This is a genomic window from Streptosporangium sp. NPDC000563 (assembly GCF_040299985.1).
Classification (GTDB): Bacteria; Actinomycetota; Actinomycetes; order Streptosporangiales; family Streptosporangiaceae; genus Streptosporangium.
This window is the reverse complement of record NZ_JBEPDA010000039.1, coordinates 32,145-49,275: the sequence shown is the minus strand read 5'-3', so window position 1 is coordinate 49,275 and position 17,131 is coordinate 32,145. Positions and strand designations below refer to the sequence as shown.

Genomic DNA, 17,131 nt, shown 5'->3' with positions numbered 1-17,131 from the left:
ACCGGGTCGATCCAGACCGGCCGCGGTGGCACGTCGACCTGGGTGGGCTGGTGTCGGCGCGCGATGGCCCGATTCGGCGTTCTGACTCCTGATAAATGTTTTTTCTCAGGAGCCAGACCATCACCATCACCGCCCTCTTCGCATCGCCCCCACGGAGCCCCGCATGGACGGCACGACGACCGACAGCACGCCCCACACCACCCCCGCGCCGGAGGCCTGCCCACCGTGGTGCACCGCCCAGCACGCCACCGCACACCTTCGCAGGTTCGGTTTCATCGACACCCCCGACGGCGGCCTCATCGCCGTCGAGGTAGCTCAGCCGGTCGCGGCGGCTGACCCGCCGGCCGTGCTGGTCACCATCGTCGACAACGAGCAGCCCGATCTGACTTTGTCACCCAGCCAGGCGCGTGGCGTGGCCAGCGCGCTGGCCGCCCTGCAGTCCTGTCCGATTGTGGAGCACACCAGGTTCCCCGAGGACAGCCTGGAGGAGACGGCAGCACTGTCCGCGGCCGCTGTGGCGGACTTCACCGCGGCACTCGATGCAGCCGCCGACTTCATCGACACCCTGACAACCGGGTAAGCGATGACGAGTCCATCTCTTCCCGCCCCGGCGCGAGTGAGGTCCGCCTCCCCTCCGGCCACGCAGCCGCCTGCGACGCACACCGACGTCGACCACCACCTCACCCCGGCCGCCCGCGCCGCCATCGAGGCCGGCGTGCCGCAGTCGACCCGCCGCGCCTACGCCACCGACTGGACGGCCTTCACCGCGTGGTGCACGGCGACTGGCCGCGCCCCGCTGCCCGCCACCGCCGCCACCGTCACCGAGTACACCGCGCACCTGAGCGCCGCACCCTCGGCGCGCACCGGCCGCCCGCTGGCCCCGGCCTCCATCGAGCGGGCCCTGGCCGCGATCCGCACCATGCACGCCGCAGACCAAGGGAGCACGCAAGGTGCTGGCTGGCTACCGCGAGATGCTGGCCACCAGCACCGACCCGGCCACCCGGGCCCGCTCGCGGCCCCGCCGCGCCGAACCGGCCATCCCCCAGGCGCTGCGCGCCATGCTCGCTACCGTAGATCGCACCACCCTGGCCGGGAGGCGCGACGCCGCGGCGCTGCTGCTCGGCTACGCCTGCGCCGCCCGGGTCTCCGAACTGTCCGCCCTGGACATCACCGACGTTCGCGAGACGCCCGACGGATTGCTGGTGGGCCTGTATCGGCGCAAGCTCAAGCGCCACGACGAGGTCGCGGTCCCTTACGGCGCTGACCCGGCCACCTGCCCGGTCCGCGCCGTACGCGCGCTGACCGCCGCGCTCGCCGAGGTCAGCCGCCCCGGCGGGCCGCTGTTCGTGCGCGTCGATCGGCACGGCCACCTGGCTTCGCCCCTGACGCGGCGCGGCCGCCCGATCGGGGATCCGGCCGGGCGCCTCAGCGCCGAGGCCCTGGCCGACGTCGTGACCCGGATCGCCGCGGCCGCTGGCCTGGAGGGCCGCTGGAGAGGCCACTCCCTGCGCCGGGGGTTCGCTACCGCCGCCCGCCGCGCCGGCGCCGACCTGGAACGCATCGGCCGCCACGGCGGCTGGGCCGACGGCTCCACCGCACTGCTCGGCTACATCGAAGAGGCCGACCGCTGGAGCGACAACCCGGTCACCGGCCTGTGAGGGACGAGTTGAGCTTTCTCACCGCCACGGCCGATTCGGCCACCGCCAGCTGACCTCCAGGCAGATCGGCGCGGACAATGTCGACATCGTCGATGCCAGGCACACCGCCCTACATCGCGCGCCTCATCGCCGAGCGGGAGATGGAGAAGGTAAGACGTAGCGCCATCGTTCCGACGTTTTTCAGCCCATGGGGGACGCAACAAGGTCTCGGAGAGAACTCTCTCCGAGACCTTGTTGTGCTGAGGCGGTGTCAGGCGGAACGGCGATGTCCAGATGGTTGGAATGGCGAGGGGATACCAGCGATCCACATGATGTCGGCGGGGCGCAGGACCGTGATGCTGCGATAGCCGGTGTGCACGATGCCGCGAGCTCGCCAACCCCGCAGACTGCGCTCCACGGTCTCTCGGGAGGCTCCGATCCAGGAGGCGAGTTCCGCCTGGGTCAGGGGGAGCACAATCTCGCTGGATCCTGTCCGCATCGCTTTGTTGTGGTCGATGAGCGAGGCCAGAGCTTTGGCGAGACGGCGGTTGGCCCCTTCAGAGGCCATCGTCGCGAGCCGCATCTCAGCCTCGTGGACCCGGGAGCCAAGCTCCTTGATCAACGCGAGCGATACGGAAGGGTGCCCCACCACGAAGTTGGCGAACTTCAGGGCGTCGATTGTGAGCGCTGTGGCGTATTCCAGGGCCATGGCGGTCGTTTCTCGTGTGGTCGTGCCTCCGCGTTGCAGTGCTTCACGTTCTCCGAGAACTTGGCCCGGGTACCTGATGGCGAGCATCCCCCCTGACCGGGTCCCGGCGTTCATCATCTTGACGTGACCTGACTGCAGGAGGAACACGTGACGATCTGTTTCTCCCTGGTAATAGAGAATCGTGTCAGGGGGTAGTCCTGCCGCCTGCCGAGACTGAGGAGCCCCTCTCGGTCTTCCTTGGTCAGCTCAGCCCAAAAGCTCCCGTGCTGAACCGCGTTTCCTCGCACGACTGCGTCGCGATCCCAGGCGATCATCGGCCCGACCCCCGAATGGCCCTGATGATTCGAGGAATCACAGCGAGCAGGGCGCACAGCCCCCCGAACATGCCCCCGATCACAGCGGGATCCGCCGTGCCGAGCGCCTTGAGCGCGTACGCCCCGAGGCCGATGACGGCCAACGCCACCAGCCCTGCCACACAAACAACGAACCAGTTGTCGATCTTCACGACCGAGGTCGCCTCCTTCGCCGAGCCCGAATTTCAGCCGCCCTGCTTGATCTCCTTGGTAAAGGGAAATCGGTACATCACAGGGGGCTACGTACTGCATTTACGATACGGGCACGCAAAAAGAAGGCAAAGGCGAGCGAAACTCGCCTTCCCTGGATTTTCGCCAATGCGGGAAGGTGGCGGGCCCTCCGGGCTACCACCCCCGGAGGGCTCCTGCCTGCAGCGATAGCCGGGCTCGGCGAAGAGTCACGGCTGCTGACCTCACAAGTATGTCAAGAATTCGGATCAGCAGCTTCCGGCATATGCCGGAAACTGCTGCGCTCGGCTCTTAAAAGGGCGATGCTGCGAACACCTGCTCGGGGACCAAAGATTGCATTGTGCCTGGCCACCGCAGCCGAGCCCGATGCGACTGGGCAGGTCGATTCGGGGAAACCACTGATGCTGGCCGAACACCTATTTCACGGTGAGTGATCTCGTGATACGACCGTGTACACACACGGTCGTATACGGACGAGCACGTTCAGACAGGCCAGCAAAACAGATGAGGCGTGGTGGAGATTGAGCTGGGGACCGCAGGACGCGGCGCGGGCAGTGAGATCGCATTCGTCGTGGGATCAATCAAGGTGAAGTGCGGATCTGCGGTGGAACTGAAGCTGGAGGCCCGGGCTGAGATCGGGGTCCCGGTGGGGATGTTCAGCGCCGATACCGAGGCATGTGGTGATGCAGGGCATGGTGGTGCCCGTCGTCGATGGGTTGGACGAATCCGGTGCCACCAGCGAGCTGGGGGGCGAGGACACGGAGGTGGGAGATGGATCCGGTGACGCTCATCGTCACGGCACTTACTGCGGGAGCCGCAGCCGGTGTCGGTGACGCTGCGACCACCGCAGTTAAGGATGCCTATCAAGGGTTGAAAGAACGCCTGTTCGCGCGGTTTTCCGGCAAGAACACCGCTGAGATCGTCTTGGCTGCACATGAGTCCGATCCGCAGACTTGGGCGGCCCCGCTGGCCAAGGAGCTCCTCGCCAGCGGGGCCGACACCGACTCCGATGTGCTCGAGGTGGCACAGCGGCTGCTGGCCCTTGTCGATCGGGAAGGTAGCGGCGCCGGCAAGTACACCGTAGATCTGCGTGGTGCCCGGTAGATGCCAAACCGGATGACACACGTCATGCTGCGTTGCTTGCCTGTAGGGCCTCCGTGGTCTCGATGGTGGCGGGTTGCGGCTCGTTGATCCACGCCTTCTCGGGCAGGGCGGGAGGGACGGGAGCCCGGCGGAACCGCTCGGGGTGGGCGGCGTGGGCCGCAGCGAGGACCTGAGCGCGTCGGCGCTGCACCTGGTGCGCGGTGCCGAAGTGGACGGACGCGGGCGTGTGCAACCCGATCCCGGAATGGCGATGCTCGTGGTTGTAATACTCAAAGAACTCTTGACAGAATTCTCGAGCGTCCTGGATGGAACCAAATCTGTCCGGGAACGCCGGACAATACTTCAAGGTTCTAAAGTTCGCTTCCGAGTACGGGTTGTCGTTGGACACACGCGGCCGTGAATGCGACTGGTCAATCTTCAGCTCGGCGAGGAACTGAGTGACGTTCTTGGACGTCATGGACGTGCCGCGGTCGGCATGGATCGTCCTGGGGGCGGCGCCTCCGTTCTTGATGATGGAATTCTCGATGAACCGTCTGGCGAGTTCACCGTTCTCGGTCGGCCAGATCTCCCAATGGATCACGTGACGAGAGAAGATGTCCAGCATCACGTACAGGTCGAAATAGACGCCTTTGGTCGGTCCTTTCAGTTTCGTGATGTCCCAGCTCCACACCTGTCCCGGCCCGTCGGCGACCAGTTCGGGCCGGACCTTGGGCGGGTGAGTGGCCTGGCGGCGCCGCTCCCCGCTCTGCCCGGCGGCGGCCAGTAGCCGGTACATCGTGCGGATGCTGCACAGGTAGACGCCCTCGTCGAGCAACGTCGCCCACACCTGGGCCGGCGCCTTCTCCCAGAACCGCTCGGAGTTGAGCACGGCGATGACCTGCTCGCATTCGGCCGGCGACAACTGCGCAGGATGCGTCACGGGTCGTGGCGGGCCATGCTTTTTCGGCCGGGGGTGGCGATGCCGGTACACGGTCGACCGGGATTTCCCGAGCGTGTCACACGCGAACGTGGTGTTGCTGATCGGCTCCAGCTCGGCGAATGCGGCGTCGATTACTTCTTGCGCTTCTCGTCGGAGTCCGCACTCTCGGAGAGCATTTCCAAGAGTGCGTGTGCTTTTCCCACGATTTCCAGGGCGGCTTTCGTCTGCGCGAGCTCCCTGGCGAGTTTCTCTTTCTCGGCGCGTAGTCTCTCGTTCTCGATTTCGGCCGGACTGCGCCCTGGTGTGCGTTTCCTGGACTCCAGTGCCTTGAGTGCCCCGCCCTTGCGGTCTCTGCGCCATTCGGAGATATGGGAGGTCAGCAGGCGTTCGCGGCGCAACAGCGCGCCTTTGCCGACGGTGTCGGCCTGGTCGTACTCCTCCAAGATTGCCAGCTTGTACTCGGCGGTGAAGGTTCGCCGCCTTGGCCGGTTCGAGCTGGATGCGCTGGAGGAAGTACCCATCGGCTCATCATGCCCCGCCGTGCCGGTCAGGTCGGTCATGCTCAACGTCACGATGAAGAAGGTCCTGTTCTCGCCCCACTCGTTCCGCTTAAGGTCTGTTTGTCCTTATGTGTCACACCAGTCTGGCAGAGAGGGGCCCGAACAGTAATGAGCATGTGAGTTCCCAAGGCGTCGGGTGAACCGCCCCGAGTTTGTGGACCATTTGGTGTGTCCCGACTCCACCGGACTCGGGACACACCACAGTCTCCACCAAACCCGGGACGATTCACTTCCCTGTCGCACCAGGATGGTGCGCTGCGGATGTTCAGTCGTCGTCGCCTTGCTCGTCCTCCCCTTGAGACTCATTTCTGTCTGCGGCCGATTGAGCCCGGCGATCGAAGTCGTCTTGGGCGCTGTCGCTGCCGGGATTCCTAGCGGCCGCGGACTGAATGCGGGCACTGGCTTCTTTGTCCATCGGTGTGTACTTGCTCATGCCCATCGCCGTACCCGCGCGTCGATTCTCTGAGGAGACAGCGCTCCCCAAGTCTTCGGCAAGGTGGCGGCCCTGTACCCGCTCGTCAACCGCAACCTGGTCCACTACGGCAAGGCCGTGCTGTGCACGCCGAACGACAAGTACATCACCGTGATGCGCGCCGAGCAGACCAAGGCGAAGCGAGAGTGGCTGCGCATCTGGTCAGGCCGGTGCGACACCACCAACGCCCCGACCCCGAATCCGACATCCGCGCCCACTTCGACGCCGAATTCGCCCTCGAGCGGCAACGATCCTCGCTCCCCCACGCGCATCGTCTGCGAGTGCTAATCCTGACTCCCTGAGCTCCCGCCCGTCACAGACGGGAGCTCACGAGATATCCGGTGAGGTATCGCTCGGCCTGCTTGTCGGCGACCTGAATCCCCAGCCGGTGGCCTTTACTCGCCGCGCAGGACTTCGCAGCCGTCGAACAACTCGCTGACCGAAACCTCGAGAGCGTCGGCGATCTGGAAGACGTTGTCCAGCCGAGGGCTGTACATGCCGTTCTCGATGCGGTTGATGGTCTTGCGGTCGACTTCGGCGAGTTCCCCGAGGCGTTCTTGGCTGAGTCCTTGACCTTCCCGCACGTCGCGTAGCCGCAGGCCGAACTGTCTGCGCAGCTCAGCGAGGCGTGGCGAGGTCGGGGCGGGCACTTACCCAAGGTGGCGTGCATGATCCTCAAAGGTCTGTACCAAGTTTGGTACATATAACGGAGGGTGATCAGCCTCCGTCCCGCGCAGCCGGGAAGCTGACTGCGACCCCTTTGCTCACCTCGGCAAACCTGAAGAGGCAACCATGATCACAACGGAGTCGCGTCATCCCGCACGCACGATCGCCGTACCACGCCGCAACCACCACGGCGGCCACTCCCCCGCCTGGCTGCTCGTCCAAGCCGCCCAGCTGTCATGGGAAATCAACTCCATCCTGTCCCTCATCCACGGCGCACGCCTCAACCTCACCGAAGAACTCTCCATCCAGCACGAGGCGACCCAAGCGTTGATCAACGCCGCGCACGCCGGCGTCATCGTCGAAGCCCGCCTACCACTCGCCCCCTCCTGGAGCAGCGGGGTACCGCGCCCGCGCTCGGTGTTCGCCCAAGCCCGCGAAGCCGGCAGCGATCCACAGACGGTCATCCCGGAGATGTACGCCCCCGCCAAACCCGACATCCCCGCCGAACACCTGCAAGCGCTGAGCGAGGCCTCCCGCCCCGACCTCTTCCCGCACGCCCAGTGCTCCGGCGTCAACCTCAAAGGCGCGCGCTGCGCCAAGCGCATCTTCACCGGCATCGGCGCCGAACACTGCCACGTGCACCTGACCACCGCCGAACAGCAACGACGCGAGCAACTGCGCGCCGCCCGCGACAAGGTCCGCCAGGCCGAAGAAGACGCCATCGAGTGCCAGCGGCTGACCTTGGCCCACGACTGGATCGACCGCTACGGCCGCCGCCCCCACCGGGTGGAACTGCCCACCTTGCCGACGCGGCCGCACCAGATCACCCTCACCCACCCCGACGTCCCACGGCCTACGGATGCGCCGCATGCGGTCATCGGGGTGTACGAGACCGGCTGGCTGACAATCTGCCCCCGCGCCGGTGAGATCATCAGGGCCTTCCTCGATACCCCGCGCGCCTCGGCGCAGGAGATCGCCGCACACGCCGCAGCCCAAACCCCTGGACGGTGGGCTGATGGTGAGCAGTGGCTGGGCTCCAGTATCTGGGACGGCATCCAGCCGCCCTTGGATTACCTACCGGCTACCGGGGAGGTGCCTGAGCTGGATGAATACCCTGGCATCTACACGTTGCGACTGCAGATGATCGGCGATGAACACAGCTGGGCTCACTGGGACAACGGATTCTCCGCACTGGTCCAAGCCTGCGGCCACCCGGAGGTGGAGACCATGGCGGATCTGCTGGCGTTCTGGAAGCACGTGGGCATCCTGACCCAAACGCAGGGCTCCGGCACCGACTCGTGCGCCGAACCTGAGCTGATGATCGGGACAACGGTGCGCTCGCCCTGGCGGATCCTGCACGCGGCGGGACGCCCCGAGACTCCGTACGCACTGATGCAGGCGGTGCGCTTCCTGACCGAGGTGGCCACCCCATGGGATCGAGAGATTTCTCCGAGGGAGGTTTTGGAGTTGGCCCGCGTCGCCATATAGGCGCGCACTGCGGGTATCACATCGGGCCGTGCGGCTCCCGGTGGGAACGTGGTGGGAACCGGGGATGGTGGGGTGAGGTCGGCTCAGGAGGCGCGGACAGGGTGGTGCGTGGCCGCCCAGGCATCGATGTGATCAAGAGCGATGCGCAGGGCGGCCCCCTGCTCGGTCAGACAGTAGGTGATCCGGGTGGGCGGCCCGTCTTCGACGATGCGCCGCACCAGCCCTTGGTCGGCGAGTTCACGCAGCCGCTCGGTCAGCACTCGGCGAGAAAGGCCCGGCACCGCCCGGGCCAGCTCACTGAAGCGGGCCTCGCCCTGGCACAACAGGTACAAAACCTGCAAGATCCAGCGCCGGCTGAGCAGATCGATCGCCGCGGCGGTCGAAGGGGGAAGCAGAAAGTTGGGAGATTTCGCAGAATCGGTAGCGCCATCATCACCGACGGTGTTCACTTCCAATGAGTTACTCCAGATAACCAGGTGATCAGAGATACCCCCTCGCCGGGGTGGTCTGCGCCTGTGACCGGGCGGCTGTCGGCGCACACCAGCTTAGCTACCACGGTCGCAGACAGCGGGATCCCCACGGGTTGACCGATCACCCAGTACACGGGGGTATTCGGTGAGCACGCACACGCAGCACCCGGCGACATCAGCACACGCTCCGCGCGTGACAACGGTCAGCCGCCTGTCCGTCCTGGACGAGCGCAAAGAACTCACTACCGTTCATGTGCGCCTGTCGACTCGATGCGTCGGCGTGACCGCGCACACCATGTGGCGCCAGCTTAAACGAGCCCGAACCACCGGGCACTGCACCGCCCCAACCCGCCAGCACTTCACCATCGACACCTTCTTGCGTCGTGAACCGATCTGCCATCGGGGCAACGTCGCCAGCATGTACCGCGATCTGATCAACTCCGCGGCGTATGCGAGGTGCCGGGCTCGCGGCTTGTCCAGTGTGCGTCGGGCCATCCGTCCAGAACTCTCTCTCGCGGAGCGAGCGGGCCTGCGTCATGGCGAAGGCGCCACACACGGCTTCGGTATGTTCGGCCCTCTCAAGGAAGTCCCGGCATGAAAGGGCCCGTACAGTGCGGTTCCGTCTGGCAGGTCGATCACCAGCAGGCCCCTGTCGAAGTCGATGTCGGCGGCGGGATGCTCGTCAAGCCGTGGATCATCTGGTTCGTCGACAGCACTACCAATGCCATCTGTGGGATTACGGTCGCTCCCGGATCGCCCAACCGCGCCAGCATCCTGGCGGCACTGCGCTTCGTACTGCTGGAGCAAGAACCTTACAACCCGACGGGCACAGCGTCCATCATCGTGTACGTCGATCGTGGCAAGGACTTCCTGTCACCGACGGTCGCTAGCGCTCTGAGGGGTTTCGGCGCCACCGTCGAGTTACTTCCCGCTTACAGCCCTTACCTGAAAGGCGCGGCAGAAGTGACCAGCCGCGCGATGGAGGTAATGCTGCTGTCGTCCATGCCGTGCTACAGCAGCGGCCGAAAAACCGTCAACAACATCCCTGTCGATCTCGACCAGCTTGCGCTGTCGTTCGAAGACTTCGTCTGTGCAGTATTGAACTGGGCAACGTGGTGGAACTCCAGCCGCCGAAACCTTGCCCTCGGCGAGAGCGCTCCGTTGCAGGCCTGGCAACAAGGTCCCGCCTCGATCGAAAGTGTTGAGACCTCTGCCGACAACATACGAGCTCATAGAGATGAAAATTGACATATCAACAAGCTCGCCAATACAACTGCCCCGGTTGTCCGTGCGGGCTTTGCCGCGCTCACTACCTCCCGTGGCGAACGAGACAATCGGTTCTTTTGTTGCACGCCTCGCTTTCGTAAACCATATCAATTGCCGTGATTTAATAAGAGTTTTAGCTCCTACGTGTCGGAGTCAACTACGGGCCCCAGAAAAGATAGTTCGCCTTCACTTGCTGGCCGGCGCAACCGGAATAAAGTCCACACATCTGGCCTATGCGTTACCAGAAATCAGGGGTCAGCTCCTCGATCAAGGCGTCTCCGGCCTTAAAGGCATGACCATCGCCGGTCATCCAAATCGAATACATCCGGCATGCCGACTATGTATGGGCGCCAAAAACGTCGTTGGCCGCGTTTCCGTGTGGAGACGACCGGATCAGAACATCTGCCTGCGGCACGGAATATGGATCGGCCGGGACGTGACCACCCCTGCTGACCAGTTTTGCGTGAACGACCTGCCGGAAATGCTTCAGGCTCAACGACGCCACGGCAAGCTGATCAGCAGATACGGGCACCGCGCAGTTAACTACCACTATGGGCACGCGCACAACATCGTTGACGTATCGAGCCGACTCCCCTCCCCCACCAAAAGATGGAGCCGAATGCTCTATTTTTTCGAACGCGAAAAAGTAGAGCGTCTTCCGCGTAGCTATAGCAGTGCAGCCATGTATCCAGAGGCTGTTGCGCTCACCAACATACTGATATCACCTTATTGGCGGCACTCCGCAGTCCATGGTTCCCCCATTGAGCAAGATAAATTCTTTCGCCATATTCAGCTTAAAGATCTGACGAATGGGCCCCCGAATCTCGACAGGTCTCTATGGGGGTGGATCCGCGAGCATCAACCACAGCCCTGGAGACATACCGGGCAACAGTTTCTCGACCTTCGCACCCACCTGCGATCACCGGTGGCCGAATGAGATGCTCCAGCGCAGATCTTCATCCACGAACCGTACGGCAACCCCCGACATACAGAGCGAATCTCTTCAGACGGCAACGCCTAGAAACCTTTCCGGGACTTCGGGCCAGGAGGTCAGCGTGAATCAGGTTCGACACAGCACATCGTCTCGCGTTATCACGTCAGCTCTGCCTGCCAATGTCGATCTGCTCTATCTGCGACCTGGGAAACGTGGCACGGTCGAGCACCGGGAGCCGCTGATGCAGTGTTGGAGTATGAGATTCGAAAACTCGCCGCCCGTACGGACATTCCCCTCCCGCCTAGGCCGATCAAGTTTTCCAGGAAAGTGGTGGTCGGCCACCACCGGCGAGCATGTCGCATTTGAATCCTGGTCGAAGCGCGATCAGCTCATGATGCTTGACTTCTCCTCCGCGGTCACCGGGTTTTCCTACCAGCCGTTTTGGCTCCTATGGTCGACAAACGGCGAGGTGCGCAGGCATGCTCCAGACTTCTTCGCCAGGCGGCGCGACGGCACAGGCGTGGTGATCGACACCCACCTCGCAGAGCCGACCGATCTCAAGGACGACGAGACCCGCTTAGTGACCGCCGCGGCGTGCGCGTCAGTGGGATGGAGCTATCGTCAGCTCGGCGCCCTGGACCCGGTACTAGCGGCGAACATGCGATGGATCGCAGGCTATCGGCATCCCCGATACAGCAACGAGATCCACCGCCTGCGCCTGCAGGAGGCGTTCGCAGACCCCACGCCCCTGCTGCACGGAGCCGACGCCGCAGGCGATCACATCGCTGTGCTTCCGGTGCTCTTTCACCTGATATGGACCGGAGTGCTCATCACCGATCTCACCTTAGCTCCGCTGAGCGGCCGGTCATTAGTCCACACCCGTCAGGACACACCATGAGCGTCTCACGGCCGGCACACCTTCGGATCGGAGACGAGGTACGTCTGGCAGATCGAACCTGCACCGTCACGAGCGTGTTCGAGAACCATGTTCAGCTGACCGACGTGGTGGGGGCCGAAGTCACCTACACCTGGGCTGAATTGTTTCGCGCCCCCGGCTTCTCCGTCATCTCCCAAACCAGGGCACCATTACCACCACAAGGCCTGCTTGATGGCCTGCCCCCGGCCGTGGTCGAGCAGGCTCGCTGGTGGGAACACCATATCGTCGAAGTACTCACCGGTATCCCGCCCGAAACTGGGCCGGCGGCCGCGACGCAGCCGCAGTACGACCCGGCATCCTTGACATTGCGCCAGCGGGAAGTCGCCAAAATCGACGAGCTCAGCGCTGCCGGGCACTCGATCCGGTTGACCACCTTCCAACGGCTGCGGTTCGACTACGAAAAGCACGGCATCTGGGGCTTGGTCGATCACCGCATCACCCGCACCCAAGACGTCCGAACCGACGAACGGGTGCTGGAGGCCATCAGGCAAGCGGTAGCCGAGGAGACAAACGAGTCCACCGGCACCGTCGAAAGGCTGCGCCGTCGTGTCGAGCGCATCCTCATCTCCCAGTACAAGGTGGAACCGGTATCGGTGATGCCCTCCCGCGCGACGTTCTATCGGCTGGTGCAGCGCGTATCGGCCGGCAAGCACACCTTCGGATCAGCCCGTACCCGCCGGTCATTGGCCAAGCAACCGGCCGGGCCGTTCGGAACAGTGACCGTGCTGCGGCCCGGCGAATGGATGCAGATCGACTCCACACCGTTAGACGTCCGCGTGGTCTTGGACAACGGCATCGTCGACAAGGTCGAGCTCACCTGGCTCATCGACCTGGCCACCCGCACCATCGCCGCGGCGGTGCTCCGCCCCACCACCAAAGCCGTGGACGCCGCCCTGCTGTTGGCCCGATCCCTGACGCCAGAACCGATGCGCCCAGGGTGGGCCGATGCGCTGCGCATGTCTCGCTCGGTGCTGCCGCACCGGCGCCTGACCGACATCGATCAGCGTCTGGAACACGCGGCGGCCCGCCCGGTAATCGTCCCAGAAACCATCGTGTGCGACCACGCGAAGGTCTACATGTCACAGAACTTCCGAACCGCCTGCCGAGCCATGGGCATCAACTTCCAGCCCACCCACAAAGGATCCCCCTGGGAAAAAGGCACGGTAGAGAAAAGCTTCAGCTCCGTAGGAACACTCTTCGCCCAATACGTGGCCGGCTACGTCGGCAACAGTGTCGAAAACCGTGGAAAAAACGCCGACCAGAAAGCCGTCTGGTCGATGATCGAGCTGCAGGAAATTTTAGACGAATGGATCGTCGTCGACTGGCAGAACCGTCAGCACGACGGGCTGCGCCACCCGTTGATAGCCGCCAAGGCAATGACACCCAACGAGCAGTACGCCGCGCTGATCGAGATCACCGGATACGCGCCGGTGCCCTTGTCAGCCGATGACTACGTTGAACTGCTGCCAGCGAAATGGCGGGTCATCAACTCCTACGGCATCAAAATCAAGAACCGCAAGTACGACGGCAAAGCCCTCAATCCCCACCGCCGCGAACACTCAGGGGTCACCGCGGAAAATGGCCGCTGGGAGATCCACTACGACCCCTACGACGTCTCTCGCATCTGGGTCCGCAACCACCGTGGCAAGGGATGGATCTGTGTTCCCTGGACGCACCTGCGCAGCACACCCGTTCCTTTCGGGGAACAAGCATGGGATCACGCCCGCCAGATCCTCGCGCGCCGAGGAGAAAACCCGGCGACCGAGAAGGAGATCGCCGAAGCCGTAACAGCCCTGCTCGACAAAGCCGGCGATGGCCCCTCAGGGGGCAGCCCCTCCGTCAAGACCTCGCGGGTAGCGGGCCGCACCCGCGCGATGCCCCCCACCAGCAGCCCTGAACTCCCTTCAACCGATCCATCCCCGCCAGAACACGTCACCGTCCCTGCCGACGTCATGGCCAACCTCATCGCCGCAGACGAAGAAGACGATGACCAGCTCGCCGATGTCATACCGCTCAAGGTTTTTGACCCTAACAAGGAGGCCAAGAAATGGTGGTGAACACCTCACCCACCAACTTGGGTGAGACAGCCGATGTGCTGGACAACGTCCTGGACGCCGACCGGCGAGAGCCCACCATGACCCTGACCGGCTGGCGACGTTTCGTCGAGGCTCCCGTCGCCAGCATCGACCTGCTTCCCGAGCAGCAATGGGCGGACCTGACCGATGACCTCAAAGACGCCTACGACGAAGCGAGGATGAGCTACCACTCCGAACTCGTCGTGGTCTCCACCGCGACCGTCGAACAGGTCAACCGACAAGGACGGCTGCTGACGCGGTTGAACCGGCGTGAGATCAGCGCCCGCCGAGGGCTGATCGTGTCCGGACCGCAGACCACCGGAAAGAGCACCGCCCTTAAACAACTCGGCCGTACTCACGAGCTGATGATTCGTCAACGATACCCAGGACGAGCCATCGACCGTATCCCCGTTGTCTATGTCACCAGCCCACCTAAAGGCTCTCCTCGCAAGCTCGCGCTGGAGTTCGCCCGCTTCCTGGGCCTGCCACCGGTCAAACGCGCCTACAACACCACCGACATCGCCGACATCGTCTGCCAGATCCTCATCGACGCGAAGGTCGACTTGGTGCTCGTGGATGAAGTCCACAACCTCAACCAGGCCACCTCCGCCGGGGAGGACATGTCGGACCACCTGAAATACTTCACCGAGCATCTACCGGCCACTTTCGTCTACGCCGGCATCGACGTCGAGCGCACGCTTTTGACCGGAGTACGCGGCAAGCAGATCGCAGGACGATGCGTGCTCATCAACACCGGTCCGTTCCCCTACAACGATGACTGGAAATCGATGATCGCCACCCTCGAACAAGCACTGCGGCTGCACCGCCACAAACCCGGAACGCTGTTGCGAAACGCCCGCTACCTGCACCAGCGCACCGCAGGAATGATAGGCAGCCTGTCACACCTGATTCGCGGGGCAGCTCATCTGGCGATCTTGGACGGCGAAGAGGCCATCACCCGGAAACTCATGAACGACGTCCTTATCGATCATGTCGCCCAATCCGGTGAATAAAAATTATAACGGATATGGGTAAACCAGCGGAAAACCACGCCGACACGCAAAAGGCTAGCCGACCGTACACATCCCCCACGATGCTTCTGCGTCCGCTTCCTCGCACTGTCACCCCGTTCCCCAACGAAACAACGCAGTCTTACCTGAACCGACTCGCCCGCGCCAACCACCTTGACGGCGACCATCTGCGTTTCTACCTCACCGAAAGCCGAAAAAAGTCCTCGAAGGTACCCGCAGATCGTTTATCCGTACTCAGCGGCATTCCCGAAGTCACCCTTCTCCGAGCCCTTGACGACCTCCACGGCGAAGCAGATCCGATCTCCGCGACTGATGCTCAACCTCGTCGCGTAGCCTTAGGAAGAAGACCCTGCCAACTGTGTGCAGCAGGACGGGAATTCGGCGAGAGAATATATTGTCAGGGATGGCAGGACGTCGTGATCTGCCTTCTCCACCGCCGATGGATCGGCCCCGGGGACATCAGGTACGGCCACTCACAACCCGACCTCACCAACCAGCCGGACATCCTCCAAGCCACCAAACGCTATCGGCGCATCGTCAGACGCCATGGCCGCGTCAACGCCGCCCGCGCCTATGCGGAGGCAAGCGGTATCTGCCACCAATGGCGTCAATCAACCACCTCCGACGACGCCTTCATTCATAGAATGCAGATATTCCACGGAGAAGAGTGGAGCGTCCCCTGGGATGACGTCACAGTTCATGCCGCCATATATCCGCAAGTTATCGCATTGACTAGGATTCTAGTCTCGCCATATTGGCAGTCCATTACCCTGCAAGAATTTCCTATCCCGCACCGTTTTGTTAAGGAGGTCCAGCGCACTGTAAATCCTCTATATAATTGGGATTCTCCGTTTCATTCCAGGCGCCACGAGCCGCTCATTGACTGGGTCAATTCACAACGAAACCAAATGGGTAAGCTGAAAGAAAATTACCAGACGGCCGCGAATTCCGTCATACCCGACACTCTACGATCTGGATAACTTCATGGAAGATAAAGCGTCTTGCGGCTTCCCCGGGGGGTCGTCAATGAGCTCGATCACCGCTATCCCGGGTCTGCAGCTGCTTCATCCCCCCAGTGACGAGGATGACGTCCATATCATCGACAGCCTGACCGGCAACAGCTGGCACATCACCGCCTGCTGGCTGAAATCCGCCCCCACAATCAGCACCCGCCAGAGGCGACTCAACGCATTGGCCAGATTCCTGCGCTGGCTCAACCACCTCAGCCCCGGCATCGACCTGCTTTCAGTGGATGAAAGTCATTTGATCGCCTACCGCGACGCTCTGACAGCTGGCACCGCCACCGGAGTACGCCATCCCGGCCAGCCGCTGAAGCCTGCCACCATCGCCTGGCATCTGGCCATGCTCTCCAGCCTATTTCGCCACGCCCTGTGCCACTGCGTCATTAACGTCAACCCCGCCCAATACCTCCAGCGTCCCATCCCCTCACCGACGACTCCCAGCATCACCTCAACTCTCACATTCGAAGAACATCACGCCATAGTGGCTGGCATACAGGCCTTGGCCGCCACCCATCCGAAAGACGCCGCCGCAGTGGCCTTGCTGACCGACTGCCTGCTGCGCGCCAGCGAACTGATCCGGCTCACCGTGAACGACATCATCGATACCGGTGAACGTCTCCTCATCACCGTCAGCCGCCCCGTCAACGGCACCGTAAGCCATCGCACCGTGTCAGTGCCCGTCCGGACGTTGGCGTTACTGAAACCACTGCGAACCGGACGCGCCCCCGACGAACTGTTGCTCACCAAACACGACGGCCGTCCAATTGACCGCTGTTGGCTCACCACCGCACTCCGCAACGCCGCACTCGCCGGCGGCATCCCCGCTGACCGGGTCCTGCAGCTACATCCGAAGATCACCCGGCCAACCGCGATCGCGCTGCTGGAACACGAGACGAGCTCGCCGGAGTACCCGTGGAAGGTCACCGACTATGCATCACCGGGTGCCCTCGTACGCCACAAACGCCAGGTCCACAGCGGGAACAAACATCCTCTCTACGGGCAGGAGGGGTCGATCTTTAACCTGCTGGACGACCTCATCCGAGGAGCTTCCCCTCCCGAACCACCCATGAGCACTCCCCCACCCTTAACCGGCCGTGGTGACCGTTGAACGGAACGCTCCTCGCAAGGAGCGCGACGAACTGCAGCGCCCTCGGGACGCGTAGATCACCCCGACAAGAATGAGAAATTTCACCAGGCCCTCGCCGAGGTCGCTGTGGGTACCGAGCACGTGCGACACACCGATCACAAGTAGGGCAGCGATTGGCCGCCGCAACCTCGACCCAGGTTGGCCGTGGCCTC

The 17,131-nt window shown here is 63.3% G+C and carries 21 protein-coding genes and 1 pseudogene; 13 read left to right on the top strand and 9 right to left on the bottom strand.

What is annotated here, in order from left to right:
- Nucleotides 1-163 precede the first annotated feature (163 nt).
- Nucleotides 164-580: a hypothetical protein gene (locus ABT352_RS39125; RefSeq protein WP_350950109.1), complete on the top strand. Its 417-nt coding sequence runs from the start codon at nt 164-166 to the stop codon at nt 578-580.
- Nucleotides 581-738: 158 nt separating this feature from the next.
- Here the strand turns inward: ABT352_RS39125 and ABT352_RS39120 are convergent, their stop codons facing one another.
- Nucleotides 739-921, bottom strand: coding sequence for a hypothetical protein (locus ABT352_RS39120; protein ID WP_350950108.1), 183 nt, complete (start codon nt 919-921; stop codon nt 739-741).
- A gap of 29 nt (nt 922-950) precedes the next feature.
- Between ABT352_RS39120 and ABT352_RS39115 the strand changes: the two genes are divergently transcribed.
- Nucleotides 951-1,658, top strand: coding sequence for a tyrosine-type recombinase/integrase (locus tag ABT352_RS39115; RefSeq protein WP_350950107.1), 708 nt, complete (start codon nt 951-953; stop codon nt 1,656-1,658).
- Nucleotides 1,659-1,908: 250 nt separating this feature from the next.
- Here the strand turns inward: ABT352_RS39115 and ABT352_RS39110 are convergent, their stop codons facing one another.
- The 3 genes and pseudogenes from ABT352_RS39110 to ABT352_RS39100 all read right to left on the bottom strand — a co-directional run bounded on the left by ABT352_RS39110 (nt 1,909) and on the right by ABT352_RS39100 (nt 2,851).
- On the bottom strand, nt 1,909-2,205 hold the full coding sequence (locus ABT352_RS39110) for a helix-turn-helix domain-containing protein (RefSeq protein WP_350950112.1): 297 nt from the start codon (nt 2,203-2,205) through the stop codon (nt 1,909-1,911).
- Between the two features lie 93 nt (nt 2,206-2,298).
- Nucleotides 2,299-2,529 (bottom strand): annotated as a pseudogene (locus ABT352_RS39105) (cyclic nucleotide-binding domain-containing protein); the annotation flags it as partial.
- A 127-nt stretch (nt 2,530-2,656) separates the two neighbouring features.
- Nucleotides 2,657-2,851 (bottom strand): hypothetical protein, encoded by a 195-nt coding sequence (locus ABT352_RS39100; protein WP_350950106.1) that lies wholly within the window; start codon nt 2,849-2,851, stop codon nt 2,657-2,659.
- Nucleotides 2,852-3,659: 808 nt separating this feature from the next.
- Between ABT352_RS39100 and ABT352_RS39095 the strand changes: the two genes are divergently transcribed.
- Nucleotides 3,660-3,992, top strand: coding sequence for a Het-E N-terminal domain-containing protein (locus ABT352_RS39095; RefSeq protein ID WP_350950105.1), 333 nt, complete (start codon nt 3,660-3,662; stop codon nt 3,990-3,992).
- Nucleotides 3,993-4,014: 22 nt separating this feature from the next.
- On the opposite strand, the gene ABT352_RS39090 is transcribed toward ABT352_RS39095, so the two are convergent.
- From ABT352_RS39090 to ABT352_RS39080, 3 genes are all read right to left on the bottom strand, one after another.
- Nucleotides 4,015-5,043 (bottom strand): IS3 family transposase, encoded by a 1,029-nt coding sequence (locus tag ABT352_RS39090; RefSeq protein ID WP_350950111.1) that lies wholly within the window; start codon nt 5,041-5,043, stop codon nt 4,015-4,017.
- Nucleotides 5,043-5,471, bottom strand: coding sequence for a hypothetical protein (locus tag ABT352_RS39085; RefSeq protein WP_350950113.1), 429 nt, complete (start codon nt 5,469-5,471; stop codon nt 5,043-5,045). Before ABT352_RS39085 ends, ABT352_RS39090 begins: the two co-directional genes overlap by 1 nt.
- A 265-nt stretch (nt 5,472-5,736) precedes the next feature.
- Nucleotides 5,737-5,904 (bottom strand): hypothetical protein, encoded by a 168-nt coding sequence (locus ABT352_RS39080; RefSeq protein ID WP_350950104.1) that lies wholly within the window; start codon nt 5,902-5,904, stop codon nt 5,737-5,739.
- Between the two features lie 63 nt (nt 5,905-5,967).
- On the opposite strand from ABT352_RS39080, the gene ABT352_RS39075 reads away from it, so the two are divergent.
- A complete protein-coding gene (locus ABT352_RS39075; RefSeq protein WP_350950103.1) occupies nt 5,968-6,231 on the top strand; it encodes a hypothetical protein in 264 nt (87 codons plus the stop codon).
- 107 nt (nt 6,232-6,338) lie between these two features.
- On the opposite strand, the gene ABT352_RS39070 is transcribed toward ABT352_RS39075, so the two are convergent.
- On the bottom strand, nt 6,339-6,593 hold the full coding sequence (locus ABT352_RS39070) for a helix-turn-helix transcriptional regulator (protein WP_350950102.1): 255 nt from the start codon (nt 6,591-6,593) through the stop codon (nt 6,339-6,341).
- Between the two features lie 142 nt (nt 6,594-6,735).
- On the opposite strand from ABT352_RS39070, the gene ABT352_RS39065 reads away from it, so the two are divergent.
- Nucleotides 6,736-8,097, top strand: coding sequence for a hypothetical protein (locus ABT352_RS39065; protein ID WP_350950101.1), 1,362 nt, complete (start codon nt 6,736-6,738; stop codon nt 8,095-8,097).
- 83 nt (nt 8,098-8,180) lie between these two features.
- Here the strand turns inward: ABT352_RS39065 and ABT352_RS39060 are convergent, their stop codons facing one another.
- The gene (locus ABT352_RS39060; protein ID WP_350950110.1) at nt 8,181-8,546 is read right to left on the bottom strand and encodes a winged helix-turn-helix transcriptional regulator; all 366 of its coding nucleotides are present in this window, start codon (nt 8,544-8,546) and stop codon (nt 8,181-8,183) included.
- 214 nt (nt 8,547-8,760) lie between these two features.
- Here ABT352_RS39060 and ABT352_RS39055 point away from each other — a divergent pair, with 214 nt between their 5' ends.
- The 8 genes from ABT352_RS39055 to ABT352_RS39020 all read left to right on the top strand — a co-directional run bounded on the left by ABT352_RS39055 (nt 8,761) and on the right by ABT352_RS39020 (nt 16,940).
- Entirely contained in the window at nt 8,761-9,165 is a 405-nt protein-coding gene (locus ABT352_RS39055) for a hypothetical protein (protein ID WP_350950100.1), read from the top strand.
- The gene (locus ABT352_RS39050; protein ID WP_350950099.1) at nt 9,162-9,815 is read left to right on the top strand and encodes a TnsB C-terminal domain-containing protein; all 654 of its coding nucleotides are present in this window, start codon (nt 9,162-9,164) and stop codon (nt 9,813-9,815) included. Before ABT352_RS39055 ends, ABT352_RS39050 begins: the two co-directional genes overlap by 4 nt.
- Complete coding sequence (locus tag ABT352_RS39045) at nt 9,805-10,770, top strand: TniQ family protein (RefSeq protein WP_350950098.1); 966 nt, start codon at nt 9,805-9,807, stop codon at nt 10,768-10,770. Before ABT352_RS39050 ends, ABT352_RS39045 begins: the two co-directional genes overlap by 11 nt.
- A 118-nt stretch (nt 10,771-10,888) precedes the next feature.
- Entirely contained in the window at nt 10,889-11,665 is a 777-nt protein-coding gene (locus tag ABT352_RS39040; protein WP_350950097.1) for a TnsA-like heteromeric transposase endonuclease subunit, read from the top strand.
- Nucleotides 11,666-11,739: 74 nt separating this feature from the next.
- A complete protein-coding gene (locus tag ABT352_RS39035; protein WP_350950096.1) occupies nt 11,740-13,761 on the top strand; it encodes a TnsB C-terminal domain-containing protein in 2,022 nt (673 codons plus the stop codon).
- Nucleotides 13,752-14,792 (top strand): ATP-binding protein, encoded by a 1,041-nt coding sequence (locus ABT352_RS39030; protein WP_350950095.1) that lies wholly within the window; start codon nt 13,752-13,754, stop codon nt 14,790-14,792. The genes ABT352_RS39035 and ABT352_RS39030 overlap by 10 nt, the downstream gene beginning before the upstream one ends.
- Before the next feature lie 14 nt (nt 14,793-14,806).
- Nucleotides 14,807-15,790, top strand: coding sequence for a TniQ family protein (locus ABT352_RS39025; RefSeq protein WP_350950094.1), 984 nt, complete (start codon nt 14,807-14,809; stop codon nt 15,788-15,790).
- 46 nt (nt 15,791-15,836) lie between these two features.
- Nucleotides 15,837-16,940: a tyrosine-type recombinase/integrase gene (locus tag ABT352_RS39020; protein ID WP_350950093.1), complete on the top strand. Its 1,104-nt coding sequence runs from the start codon at nt 15,837-15,839 to the stop codon at nt 16,938-16,940.
- The last annotated feature ends 191 nt before the right edge of the window (nt 16,941-17,131 follow it).